The sequence below is a fragment of the Halomonas gemina genome (genome assembly GCF_023554995.1).
Classification (GTDB): domain Bacteria; phylum Pseudomonadota; class Gammaproteobacteria; order Pseudomonadales; family Halomonadaceae; genus Halomonas; species Halomonas gemina.
This window is the reverse complement of sequence record NZ_JAMJPK010000005.1, coordinates 342,557-355,390: the sequence shown is the minus strand read 5'-3', so window position 1 is coordinate 355,390 and position 12,834 is coordinate 342,557. Positions and strand designations below refer to the sequence as shown.

Annotated in this window: 9 protein-coding genes; 2 read left to right on the top strand and 7 right to left on the bottom strand. The window is 69.8% G+C overall.

Annotation, left to right across the window (positions count from 1 at the left end; all coding sequences use genetic code 11):
- Positions 1-17: 17 nt before the first annotated feature.
- On the top strand, positions 18-590 hold the full coding sequence (locus M8009_RS13245) for a hypothetical protein (protein ID WP_250061875.1): 573 nt from the start codon (positions 18-20) through the stop codon (positions 588-590).
- Between the two features lie 126 nt (positions 591-716).
- Here the strand turns inward: M8009_RS13245 and ppc are convergent, their stop codons facing one another.
- Genes ppc through cysM form a run of 5 tightly spaced genes read right to left on the bottom strand, consistent with a single transcriptional unit; the run spans position 717 to position 8,862 of the window.
- Entirely contained in the window at positions 717-3,365 is a 2,649-nt protein-coding gene (gene ppc, locus M8009_RS13240) for a phosphoenolpyruvate carboxylase (RefSeq protein ID WP_250061874.1), read from the bottom strand.
- A complete protein-coding gene (mazG, locus tag M8009_RS13235) occupies positions 3,362-4,246 on the bottom strand; it encodes a nucleoside triphosphate pyrophosphohydrolase (RefSeq protein WP_250061872.1) in 885 nt (294 codons plus the stop codon). The genes ppc and mazG overlap by 4 nt, the downstream gene beginning before the upstream one ends.
- Positions 4,243-6,528, bottom strand: coding sequence for a GTP diphosphokinase (gene relA / locus M8009_RS13230; protein WP_250061870.1), 2,286 nt, complete (start codon positions 6,526-6,528; stop codon positions 4,243-4,245). Before relA ends, mazG begins: the two co-directional genes overlap by 4 nt.
- Positions 6,521-7,963 (bottom strand): TRAM domain-containing protein, encoded by a 1,443-nt coding sequence (locus M8009_RS13225; protein ID WP_250061867.1) that lies wholly within the window; start codon positions 7,961-7,963, stop codon positions 6,521-6,523. Before M8009_RS13225 ends, relA begins: the two co-directional genes overlap by 8 nt.
- A 2-nt stretch (positions 7,964-7,965) precedes the next feature.
- A complete protein-coding gene (cysM, locus tag M8009_RS13220; protein WP_250061865.1) occupies positions 7,966-8,862 on the bottom strand; it encodes a cysteine synthase CysM in 897 nt (298 codons plus the stop codon).
- Between the two features lie 118 nt (positions 8,863-8,980).
- On the opposite strand from cysM, the gene M8009_RS13215 reads away from it, so the two are divergent.
- Positions 8,981-11,707, top strand: coding sequence for an ATP-binding protein (locus tag M8009_RS13215; RefSeq protein ID WP_250061863.1), 2,727 nt, complete (start codon positions 8,981-8,983; stop codon positions 11,705-11,707).
- On the opposite strand, the gene M8009_RS13210 is transcribed toward M8009_RS13215, so the two are convergent.
- Complete coding sequence (locus tag M8009_RS13210) at positions 11,647-12,024, bottom strand: holo-ACP synthase (RefSeq protein ID WP_250061861.1); 378 nt, start codon at positions 12,022-12,024, stop codon at positions 11,647-11,649. The genes M8009_RS13215 and M8009_RS13210 overlap by 61 nt on opposite strands.
- Positions 12,021-12,821 carry a pyridoxine 5'-phosphate synthase gene (gene pdxJ, locus M8009_RS13205; RefSeq protein ID WP_250061859.1) on the bottom strand — a complete coding sequence of 267 codons (801 nt, stop codon included), beginning with the start codon at positions 12,819-12,821 and terminating at the stop codon, positions 12,021-12,023. The genes M8009_RS13210 and pdxJ overlap by 4 nt, the downstream gene beginning before the upstream one ends.
- Positions 12,822-12,834: the final 13 nt, after the last annotated feature.

Below are 12,834 nucleotides of genomic sequence, written 5' to 3'. Positions count from 1 at the left end.
ACTCAAGGTCGGGGAACATGCAACCGGATTCACGCCTCGCCATCGTTCTGGCCAGTGTCCTGGCCCTGGTGGCGCTACCCGCGCAGGCCGACTCGACCATGCCCGCCTACGGCGGCATGGCGCAGAATCTGGTGCACCTCGACAACGGCATGATCGTCCAGGGAAGCGACGTCGAGACGCCCGACGGCTATACGTCGGGCTTCCGCCTGATTGCAGGCTTCACGCCGCCGCACCTGCCACACCTCGATCTCGGCGCCGAATTCAGCTATCGCGAAAGCGATGATGTGCCGGTCTCCCTCGCCGATGGCCAGCAGCTTCTCGATACCACCAGCCTGGGCGGCAGCCTGGTGGCCGGGGTGCGCCTGGGGCCGCTCGGCCTCTATGCCAAGTCGGGCCTGGCGGAATGGCAGGGCGACCCCGTCGGAGGCGGCGACCAGCTTCGCGAAGGCGGGGGGACGGCCAGGGTGCAGGGCTTCGGAGCCCGCCTGCAGCTGCGCCACCTGGTAAGCCGCCTGGAGTTCGAGGAGATCGATGCCCCGGCCATGAACCACCTCAACCTGCTGACCGCCTCGCTGCACTTTCCCTTCTAGGAGCAAGGAGCAAGGAGCAAGTAGCAAGTAGCAAGTAGCAAGAAAGTACGGTGGCACTCCCCTACCTCAGGGCCGCCAGGATTGTCCTTGAAGCTTGCTCCTTGACGCTTGTCGCTGGCCGAAGGCCTAACCCGTATTGCGCAACCCGGCGGCGATCCCCGCCATGGTCACCATCAGCGCGCGGGAGAGATCCGCGCTGATCGCCCCGTCGGCATCGCGGTTACGCTGCAGGAGCTCGGCCTGCAGGCCGTGTAGCGGGTCGATGTAGGGGTTGCGCACCTCGATGGCCTGGCGGATCAGCGGCGTCTTCTCCAGCAGCTCCTGCTGGTCGAGCACCTGCAGCAGCGCCTCGTGAAGTCGGCCGAAACGGATGCGCAACCGCTCCCCGAGCGCCTTGAGGGACGGCTCGTCGACCAGCCGGTGCTCGTAGTAGGCGGCGATCCCCACGTCGGCCTTGGCCAGCAGCATCTCCAGCATGTCCAGGTAGGTCCCGAAGAAGGGCCACTGGTCGCGCATCTCGCGGAGCACCTCGAGACCGCCCTCCGCCTCCAGCCGTTGGCTGAAGGCCTCACCGCTGCCCAGCCAGGCCGGCAGCATCAGGCGAATCTGGGTCCAGGCGAAGATCCAGGGGATCGCCCGCAGGGTCTCCACGCCACCGTCCTGGCGGCGCTTGGTGGGGCGCGAGCCCAGCGGCAGCCGCCCGAGCGCGCCTTCCGGGGTCACCGCGCGGAAGTAGGGGACGAAATCGGGATCCTCGCGCACCAGCCCCACATAGGCGCCATGGGCCACCTCGGCCAGGCGGTCCATCTCCTCGCGCCATTCCGGCCTCGGCGCCGGCGGCGGCAGCAGGCTCGCCTCGAGGACCGCACAGGCGTAGATCTCCATGGAACGCAGGGCGATCTCCGGCTGGCCGAACTTGAAGCGGATCATCTCGCCCTGTTCGGTCACCCGCAGGCTGCCGTTCACCGAGCCCGGCGGCTGGGAGAGGATGGCCGCATGGGCGGGCCCGCCCCCTCGGCCCACGGTACCGCCGCGGCCATGGAAGAGCGTGAGGTCGACGCCGTGGCGCTCGCAGACCTCCACCAGCCTCTCCTGGGCGCGGTACTGCGCCCAAGCCGCGGCCAGCTGGCCGGCGTCCTTGGCGGAGTCCGAATAGCCGATCATCACCTCCTGGCTGTCGCCGGCCAGGGCGCGATACCCCGGCAGTGCCAGCAGGTGGTCGATGACCTCGCCGGCGTGGTCGAGGTCAGCAAGGGTCTCGAACAGCGGCGCGATGGGCAGGCTGACCGTGCCGCCCACCTCCTTCATCAGCAGCGCCACGGCGAGCACGTCGGAGGGCTCCCCGGCCATGGAGATGATGTAGGTCCCCAGCGCTTCACGGTGCTCGGAGGCGATGACCCGGAAGGTGTCGATGACCTCGCGGGACTCGGCGGAGCACTCCCAGCGCCGCGGGATCAGCGGACGCCGCGAGGCGAGCTCCTCGAGCAGGAACTCCTGGCGCTGCGCCTCGCCCCAGTCGCGGTAGTGGCCGAGCCCCAGGCCATGGGTGAGTTCCTCCATCACCTGGGCGTGGCGACCAGCCTCCTGGCGCAGGTCGAGCTTGGTCAGGGTCACCCCGAAAACCGCCACGCGGCGCAGGGTATCGAGCAGCACGCCGTTGGCGATGGTGTCGAGGCCCACGTCACACAGCGAGCGATAGCAGGCCAGCAGGGGGGCATAGAGCTGGTCGCGGGTCTCGATGATGGGGCCGCCCTCGTAGCTGCGCTCGTCGAGCTCGGCCTTGGCCCAGTCGCGGGTTGCCTCGACCCTCGCCAGCAGGCGCTTGATCAGTTCGCGGTAGGGCTCGGCGACATCGCCCACCTCGGCCTTGAGCGCGCTGTTGGACTTCCACATGGAGAGCTCGGCCTTGAGCTGCTCCAGGTCGCGCTGGTAGAGGTCCGCCGCCATCCAGCGGCCCAGCAGCAGCACCTCCCGGGTCACCTTCGCCGTGACGTTAGGGTTGCCATCGCGGTCGCCGCCCATCCAGGAGGCGAAGCGGATCGGCGCGGCATCCAGCGGCAGGCGCTCGCCGGCGGTCTCCAGCAGCAGGTTGTCCAGGTCGCGATGGAAGTCGGGCACCGCCTGCCACAGGGAGTTCTCGATCACCGCGAAGCCCCACTTGGCCTCGTCCACCGGGGTCGGCCGCTCGTGGCGGATCTCGTCGGTGTGCCAGGCCTGGCTGATCAGCTCCTCCAGGCGGCCCTGGGCACGCACCCCGCGCTCCGGATAGTCGGCGGAGGACTCGATGGCCGTCAGGCAGTCGTCGATGGCGTCATACTTCTGGATCAAGGTGCGGCGAATGACCTCGGTGGGATGCGCGGTCAGCACCAGCTCGACACGCATGCCGGAGAGGGTCTCCACCAGCTTGCGCGGCGAGTGCCCCTCGCCCCGGGCCCGCTCGAGCAGTTCGGAGAGCACCGGCTGGGAGCCGGGCTTGTAGTCCTCGACCCGGCGGAATCGCGCCCGGTAGTGCTGCTCGGCGATATTGGCCAGGTTGAGGAACTGGTTGAAGGCCCGGGTCACCGGCAGCAGGTCACGGTCAGGCAGCTTGCGCAGGTACTCGATCAGCGCGCGCTGACTACCGTCCTCGCCCTGGCGGCCGCGCTTGGCGAAGCTGCGGATGGTCTCGATGCGGTCGACGAAACCCGGGCCCAGGTCATCGGCGATGGTGCGGCCCAGGCTGTCGCCCAGGATACGGACATTGTCGCGCAGCGATTCATGCAGGTCGTGGCTCATGACCGGGACTCTCCTTGCGGCGGTTCCTGAACGGGGGGATCGAGGTGCTTGGCGGCCTGCCAGTGCCGCTCCATGGCCTCCAGGCCGGCGTCCTCCAGCGGTACCTCGGCGCTGGCCAGGGCCGCTTCAACGTGGCGGAAGCGCCGCTCGAACTTGGCATTGGTGGCACGCAGGCACTGCTCGGGATCGGCCTTGAGCGTGCGCGCCAGGTTGGTCACCGCAAACAGCAGGTCGCCCACCTCCTCGGCGGCATGCGCCCGGTCTCCCTCTGCCAGGGCCTGCTCCACCTCGTCGAGCTCCTCGCGGATCTTGGCCAGCACACCGCGGGCATCGGGCCAGTCGAAGCCGACCCGGGCGGCGCGCTTGGAGAGCTTGGCGGCCCGGGAGAGGGCCGGCAGGGTGCGGGGGACGTCGTCCAGCACCGACGCCGCGCCGATGTCGCGCGTGTCGCTTGCCCGCTCGGCGCGCTCCTCGGCCTTCAGCGACTCCCAACGGGCGTGGACCTGCCGGGTCTCGATCGCATCGGCGCTGACACCCGGTGGGCGGCGCGAGGCCAGGGTCCCGTCGGGGAAGACGTGGGGATGGCGGCGCAGCATCTTGGCGGTGAGGACATGCACGACCTCAGGGAAGTCGAAGCGTCCTTCCTCGGCCCCGAACTGGCTGTAGTAGACCACCTGGAAGAGCAGGTCGCCGAGTTCGCCGGGCAGCTCGTCCCAGGCCCGTCGCTCGATGGCATCGGCGACCTCGTAGGCCTCCTCCAGGGTATGGGGCACGATGGAGTACCAGTCCTGCTTCACGTCCCAGGGGCAGCCCTGCTCGGGGTCGCGCAGCACGGCCATCAGCGCGAGCAGGTCGTCGAGGTCATACCGCGGCTTGCTCATGTCATCCTCCTCCTGCGCTTGCCAGACTTGCCCTGGCCACCCCCGCTGCGCAGCCGTCGCACCTCGATGACGTTGGGCAGCTGCTGGATGCGCGAGAAGAGGCGCCCCAGGGTCTCCAGGCCATCGACCTCAACGGTGATGGACATCCGCGCGATGCCGTCCTCGGTATCGGTGAGGGTGTTCACCGAGAGCACGTTGACGCGGTCGTTGCTGAGCACGCCGGTGACATCGCGCAGCAGGCCCGAACGGTCCCAGGCCTGGATCTCGATGTCCACCGGGTACTGGGTACGGGCACGCTCGCCCCACTCCACCTCGATGATGCGCTGGGGTTCGTCCAGGCGCAGCTGCAGAATATTGGGGCAGTCCTGGCGGTGCACGGTGACCCCGCGCCCCTGGGTGATGAAGCCGACGATGGCGTCACCGGGCACCGGATGGCAGCAGTTGGCCATGCTGGTCTTGAGGTTGCCCACCCCGAGCACGGTGATGTCGCTGCCGCCGCCCTTGCCCGGGGCCTTGCGGGGCTTGGCCAGCAGGCGGTCGAGCTGCTCCTGGTCGTCGCTCTCGCCGAACAGCTGCTGGGCCTGGTGGAGCACCTGGCCGATGCGCAGGTCGCCCGCGCCCAGGGCGGCATACATGTCGTCCGGGGTGGGATAGTTGACCTTGTTGGCCAGGCGGGTCAGGTCCATGTCCTCGACGTCGAGGCGCTTCATCTCGCGCTCGAACAGCGCCCGGCCCTCCTCGAGGTTGCGGTCGCGGGCCTGCAGCTTGAACCAGGCCTGGATCTTGGCCCGCGCCCGGGAGGTGCGCACATAGCCCAGGTTGGGGTTGAGCCAGTCGCGGCTCGGTCCACCCTTGCTGGCGGTGAGGATCTCCACCTGCTGGCCGGTCTTGAGCCGGTAGGTGAGCGGCACGATGCGACCGTTGACCTTGGCCCCTCGACAGCGATGGCCCACCTCGGTGTGCACCCGGTAGGCGAAATCGATCGGCGTGGCGACCCGGGGCAGGTCGATGACGTGGCCGTCCGGGGTGAAGACGTAGATGCGGTCCGGGGCCACGTCGCTGGTCAGCCCCTCGCGCAGGTCGCCGAAGTCGCCCACCTCCTCGTGCCACTCCAGCACCTGGCGCAGCCAGGCGATCTTCTCCTCGTAGCTGGCGCTGCGAGCGCTGGTGTCGTGCCCCTTGTAGCGCCAGTGGGCACAGACCCCGAGCTCGGCCTCCTCGTGCATGGCGAAGGTGCGGATCTGGATCTCGAGCACCTTGTTCTCGGGGCCCAGCACCGCGGTATGCAGCGACTGGTAGCCGTTCTTCTTGGGGTTGGCGATATAGTCGTCGAACTCGTTGGGCACGTGATGCCAGCGCGAATGGACGATGCCCAGCACCGTGTAGCAGTCGGTCACCTCGGGAACCAGGATGCGCACCGCCCGGATGTCGTGGACCTGGGAGAAGTCGATGCGCTTGCGCTTCATCTTCCGCCAGATCGAATAGATGTGCTTGGCGCGCCCGTCGACCTGGTAGCGGCTTATTCCCTGGGCGGTCATCAGCGACTTGAGGGTCTTCACCACCTCGCTGATGTAGCGGTCACGGTCCAGGCGCTTCTCCGCGAGCTGGCGGGCGATGGCCTTGTACTCCGCCTCGTGCAGATAGCGGAAGGAGAGGTCCTCGAGCTCCCACTTGAGCTGGCCGATGCCCAGGCGATGAGCCAGGGGCGCATAGATGTCGAAGACCTCCCTGGCCACCTGCAGGCGCTTCTCGCGCGGGGCGTCGCGCACCTGACGCAGGGCGCAGGTGCGCTCGGCGATCTTGATCAGGGCAACGCGGACGTCGTCGATCAGGTTGACCAGCATCTTGCGCAGGTTGTCCTGCTGGTCATGCTGGCTCAGGCCCTGGCTGGGTGCCTGGAAGGTGCTGATGGCGGCCATCTGCAGCACACCGTCGATGAGCCCGGCGACCTCGTGGCCGAAGCGCTTGTCGACCTCCTCGAGACCGATCAGCTGTTCGCGCACGGCACGGTAGAGCACCGCGGCCTCCAGCGCTGGCTGGTCGAGCTTGAGCTCGCCCAGGATATCGGCCATCTCCAGGCCCATGCGAAAGCTCGAGCCATCCTTGAGCCAAGCCTTGTGGGGGCGGTCGGAGACCAGCTCCAGCTGCTGGGCCAGTTCGCAGACACGGCGCATCTCGTCGACGTCGCGCAGCTTGACGTCGTCCTGCAGGCGCGTGAGCCACTGGTCGATGTCGACCCGCCCGTCCCGGGTCAGCGGCTGCTCTTCACGCACTTTAACCATCGCTTGACGCTCCTCGGGCCTGCCGCCCCGAGCCGGAATACTCGAACAGCAGCATGGATTCCAGGTGTGAAGTGTGCACGAACATGTCGGCCACGGCCGCATGCCGGATGCGATAGCCACCATGCACAAGGTGTGCCGCATCCCGGGCCAGGGTGGCCGGGTCACAGGAGATGTAGAGCAGGCGAGGCACCGGATGTTCCACCAGTGCCCGACTCGCCACCTCCGCCCCTTCCCGGGGCGGGTCCAGCACCACCACCTCGGGAACGACCTCCTGAAGCAGCTCGCGCACGGCCGTCGGTTCGGCGAGGTCTGTCTGGCGGGCCTCGAGGTCCAGGCCCCACCCTGGTGAATTGGCGCGGGCATTGTCGCCAAGCCGCGCGACCATCGCCGGGTTGCCCTCCACGGCCGTCACCCGGGCACCGGCGGCGGCCAGCGGCAGGCTGAAGTTGCCCACCCCGGCGAACAGGTCCAGCACCCGCTCACCGGCGGCCAGCGGCGCCAGCCAGGAGAGGGCGGTCCTCACCATCAGGCCATTGACCTCGGCATTGGCCTGCAGGAAGTCCCCGGGGCCGACGCCCAGGGAGAGCTCCCCATCGGGCCCAGGCACCCGGCAGCGAAGCGCCGGCGCGGGCGTCAGCCAGTCCAACTCGGCCGCCTCGCGGCCCAGCCAGCGGGCCAGGTGAACGCCATGGGCCGTGGCGAAGGCCTGCCAGCGTCGGGCGTCCCCCGGGTGGTCACGCAGCTGGCGCACGACCACCACCACGCCCTGGTCGCTCTCGAGCAGCTCGAGGTGCCCCACCTGGCGCGGTGCCTCGAGGCCTGCCAGCAACTGGTGCAGCGGCACCAGCAGGGCGTCCAGGGCCGGCACCAGCACGGTGCAGGCATCGATGTCGACCAGGCGGTGGCTGTGGCGGGCGCGAAACCCCAGGTGGACGCCGCCGTCGGCATCCACCTTGACGCCCAGGCGGGCGCGGCGGCGGTAGCCCTCCCCCGCGCCGGCGAGCAGCGCCGGCGACGCGGCCAGGATGATGCCTTGGCGCCCCAGCAGCTCCTCCAGTACCGCCTGCTTGTGGCGGCGCTGCGCCGGCAGGGCGAGGTGCTGCAGGTCGCAGCCGCCGCAGCGCCCGAAGTAGGGACAGGGTGGCGCGACGCGCTCCGCCGAGGCCACCAGCAGCTCCCGCACATGGGCCTCATCGAAGCGCTTGCGGGTGCGATGGACGGCGACCCTCACGTGCTCGCCCGGGAGTGCGCCCTCGACGAACACCGTCTTGCCCAGGGTGGCGCGCGCCACCCCCCGCCCGTCATGGGCCAGTCCCCGGATCTCCAGGACGTCCTGCTCCCCGCCGGCGGCCTCCCGGCGCTCTGCCTGGCGCCCCTGAAGCCCCGAGACACCCGATGAGGCGCGCCCGGGGCGACGCTTGCCCAGCATGGCCATGCTCAGCGCTCCGGGGCGAACAGGCCGGTGGAGAGGTAGCGGTCGCCGCGGTCGCAGACGATGAAGACGATCACCGCGTTCTCGACCTCGGCGGCGACACGCAATGCCCCGGCAAGGGCCCCGCCGGACGACACGCCGGACAGGATGCCCTCCTCCCGGGCCAGGCGACGCATGTGCTCCTCGGCCTCCTGCTGGCCGATGTCCAGCACCCGGTCGACGCGGCGGGGATCGAAGATGCTCGGCAAGTACTCCGCCGGCCAGCGGCGGATGCCGGCGATGCTGGCACCATCCTCGGGCTGCAGGCCGATGATCTGCACCTCGGGGTTGCGCTCCTTGAGGTAGCGCGACACGCCCATGATGGTGCCGGTGGTGCCCATGGAGCTGATGAAGTGAGTGATGGTGCCACCGGTCTGCTCCCAGAGCTCCGGGCCGGTGGTGCGGTAGTGCGCCAGGGGGTTGTCAGGGTTGGCGAACTGGTTCAGCGGCTTGCCCTCCCCGCGAGCGACCATCGCCTCGGCCACATCGCGAGCCTCCTCCATGCCCCCCTCCTTGCTTACCTCGATCAGCTCGGCACCGTAGGCGGCCATGGCCTGCTTGCGCTCGGCGGAGGCGCTTTCCGGCATGATCAGCACCATGCGATAGCCCATGATGGCGGCCGCCATGGCCAGGGCGATTCCGGTGTTGCCGGAAGTCGCCTCGACCAGGGTGTCGCCGGGAGCGATCTCGCCGCGTGCCTCGGCCTGCTGGAGCATGGAGAGGGCCGGGCGATCCTTGACCGATCCGGCGGGATTGTTGCCCTCCAGCTTGGCCAGCAGGGTATTGCCGCGCCCGGCGGTGATGCGCTTGAGACGGACCAGCGGCGTGTGGCCGACGGTCTCCTCGAGAGTGGGGAAATGCATGTAACCTTCCTGATGGAAACGCCTTTTCGGCATTATATCCCTGCGGCTGCACACTGGACAGGCATCTGCCCGCCCTGTGGCATACTGGATACCGATTCATCGCCCGACGAGCCTGCCGATGCCCCTCAAGACCCGATTGATGCTGATGATCCTCGGCCTGCCCCTGCTGCTGCTGACCCTGCTGGTCGGCGTGGCCCTGGCCCTCGAGGATCACCAGCGCCATGAGGCACTTCGCGACCAGCTGACCCGCGGCACCGAGCTGGTTGCGCCGGCCCTGGGCGAGGCCCTGGCGACGCAGGACGAACGGGCGCTGACGCGCCTCACCGACGGCCTGCTGGCGCAGCCCCATGTCCAGGCGCTGAGCCTGCGGGATGGCCAGGGTTCGCCGCTGCTGGAGCGCGGCAGGCTTCGCGACCTGCCGGCACCCCCCGACCCCGAGGCCCTGCAGCTGATGGAACGCGACAATCGCTGGGTGCTGCAGGCCCCCCTGCCCGGGGGCGAATCGACGCCGACCTGGCTGGTGCTGGACATCGACACCACCCCCCTGCTGCTCACCCGCTATCGCCACCTGGCCAGCGCCGGCCTGATCCTGATGCTCGTCGGCCTGCTGCTGTTCCTGGCGGCCTATGCCACCACGCGACGGCTGAGCCAGCCGCTGGAGGATGCCGGCCGTGCCCTGGACCGCCTGGCCCTCGGGGTGGTACCCGAGCGGCTGGCCATCCCCCCGGCACCGGAGCTGGCCGAGCTGGCTCGACGCGTCAACGACCTGGCCGACCACCTCGAGACGGCACGGGAGGAGATGCAGGCCCAGATCGAGCAGGCCACCGACGAGCTCCAGGAATCCATGGAGACCATCGAGGTCCAGAACATCGAGCTGGACCTGGCCCACCGCCGGGCCCTGGAGGCCAACCGCGTCAAGTCGGAGTTCCTGGCCAACATGAGCCACGAGATCCGCACCCCCCTCAACGGCATCATCGGCTTCTGCCGGCTGCTGGGCCGCTCGCGGCTGGATCCGCGCCAGCGGGAATGGCTGGATCATGTGCAGCGCGCCTGCGACAACCTGCTGATGCTGGTCAACGATGTCCTGGATTTCTCCAAGCTGGAGGCCGGCCGGGTGGAGCTCGAGAGGCTGCCGCTGGACATGGTCGGCCTGGTCGACGAGGTGCTCGGCCTGCAGGCCCCGCTGGCCCAGCAGAAGGGACTGCAGCTGCTTGGCCTGGTCTACGACGACGTGCCGGCCGACCTCGAGGGCGACCCGCTGCGGATTCGCCAGGTGCTCACCAACCTGGTCCACAACGCGCTCAAGTTCACCGACCAGGGCGAGGTGATCGTGCGCGTCATGCTGGAACAGGCCGAGGCCAGCCGGGTGGTCCTGCGCGTCGGCATCAGCGACACCGGCATGGGCCTGACCGACGAGGCCCGCCGACGCCTGTTCCAGGCCTTCCACCAGGCCGACGTCAGCCACCCGAGGGAATTCGGCGGCACCGGCCTGGGGCTGGCCATCTGCCGGCAGCTGGTCGAGCAGATGGGCGGGGAGATCGACGTCGAGAGCATGCCCGGCCAGGGCTCGACCTTCTCCTTCACCCTGCCGCTGTCGGGCAGCGCGGAGAGCGAGCGCCCCCCGGAGCTCAACCTTGACGGGGAGGTCGTCGTGGTCGAGGACCCCCACCCGCCCACGCATCGCGCCCTCACCCACCTGCTGGCCCGCTGGGGCGCCCGGGTCACCACCCAGGCCACCACCGGGAACGAAACTGCCGCCTCGCTGGTGGTGGCGGGTCTGGGCCGCGAGGACCTCGACGAGGCGCGCCTGGCGGGATGGCGTCACCGGCTGGAGCGGCTGGGCTGCCCTGCCCTGCTGCTGGTCAACGCCAGCCCCCCCGACCTGCCGCCCCTGCCCCTGCCGCATGGTGGCGAGGTGCTGGGCAAGCCGGTCTCCCGCTCGGCCCTGGCCGATGCGGTAGCCCGCCACCTGGCGGCAACGCCAGGGGCCCTGCCGGTTCCCGCCCAGCGCCGGCCGTCGGCGTCGCCGGTCCGGCTGCTGGTCGTTGATGATACCGAGCCCAATCGCTTGCTGCTGGGCGAGCTGCTGGCCGGGTCCGGACTCACGGTGACCCAGGCGGCAAGCGGAGAGGAAGCCCTGGCGCTGGCGCATCAGCGGGACTTCGACATGGTGCTGATGGACATCCGCATGGCCGGCATGGACGGCGTGGAGACGACCCGGGCACTGCGGCGTCTCGGCAGCGCCTGGCGGCGGGTGCCGATCATCGCCGTCACCGCCCATGTACAGGGTGAGCAGCACCGGGTGCTGCGCGCGAGCGGGCTCGACGACGTGCTGGTCAAGCCGCTGCAGCCGCAACGCCTCATCCGGCTGCTGGAGGAGCACCTGGGCATCGTGCTGCCGCCGCGGCACGCGGAGAGCGGGCCGTCACACGGGCACACCCCGGAGGCAGAGGAGCAGGAGCTGGCGGTGGTGGACCTGGAACTGGGCGTCCGCCTGGCCGGCGGACGCGAGCCTCTCGCCCGGGAGCTGCTGGAGACGCTGGCCGACTCCCTGGCGCACAGCGAGCAGGCCATCCGCGACGCCATCGCCCGCGACGACGAGACGTCCCTGCTCGACGCGCTGCACGCCCTCAATGGCGCCTGTCGCTATTGCGGCACGCCGCGCCTGGGGCTGCTGGCGGAGACCCTGGAGACCCGCCTGCGCTCGAGGGGCATGTCCGCCGTGGTGCCGCAGCTACCCGACCTCTATGCGGCCATGGGCGAGCTGCGCGCCTGGCAGGCGGCTCAGCCCTCGAGCACCACGAAGGCCATCGCCAGGGCCTCCTCGTCGGAGAGCGACAGGTGAACCGACCTGACCCCGGCCGCCTCGGCCAGCTCATGGGCCTTGCCGGAGAGCACCAGTGACGGGCGCCCCAGGGCATCGTTGACCACCTGGATCTCGGTCCAGCGCATGCCCCGGCGCAGGCCGGTGCCCAGCGCCTTGACGAAGGCCTCCTTGGCGGCGAACCGCTTGGCCAGGAAGGCCGCGGGCAGCACATGCCCCCGTAACCGTTCGTGTTCCCGTTCACCGAGCAGGCGCAGCGCGAAGCGCTCGCCATGCCGTTTCATGGCCCGCTCGAAACGGGCCACCCGGGCGAGGTCGGTGCCGATCCCGATGATCATCGGCAGCCGTCGGACTGAGTATCATGATCGTGGTCGTGCGCCTCGAGCGAGGCCACGAAGCCCGCTTCCTGGCCGGCGATGGCCAGCCGCTTCATCTCGACCACGGCCTCCTTGAGGCCGACGAAGAGCGCCCGGGCAATGATCGCATGGCCGATGTTGAGCTCGTGGAGGCCGGGCAGCGCGGCGACCGCCTCGACGTTGTGGTAGTTGAGGCCATGACCGGCGTTCACGGTGAGGCCCAGTTCATGGGCCATCTCGGCGGCGGCGGCGAGCCGGGCATGCTCGCGACGGGCGGCCTCGCCCGTGACCTCGGCGTAGGCACCGGTATGCAGCTCGATCACCGGCGCGCCGGCCCTGGCGGCCGCCTCGATCTGGGCAGGCTCGGGGTCGATGAACAGCGACACCTCGCAGCCCGCCGCGGCGAGCCGTCGGCAGGCCGCGGCGATGGCCTCGAAGCCCCCCGCCACGTCGAGCCCGCCCTCGGTGGTCAGCTCCTCGCGCTTCTCGGGTACCAGGCAGACATGGGCCGGGCCCAGTTCCTCTGCCAGGCACAGCATCTCCTCGGTGACCGCCATCTCCAGGTTCATGCGGGTATTGAGTACCTCGGCCAGCAGGCGCACGTCGCGCTCCTGGATATGGCGACGGTCCTCGCGCAGGTGCACGGTGATGCCATCGGCGCCGGCCTCCTCGGCGAGCAGGGCCGCCTGGACCGGGTCCGGGTAGCGAGTGCCACGGGCCTGGCGCAGGGTGGCGATATGGTCGATGTTGACGCCGAGCAGGATACGCGGGGGGTGCATGAAGGGCTCCAGG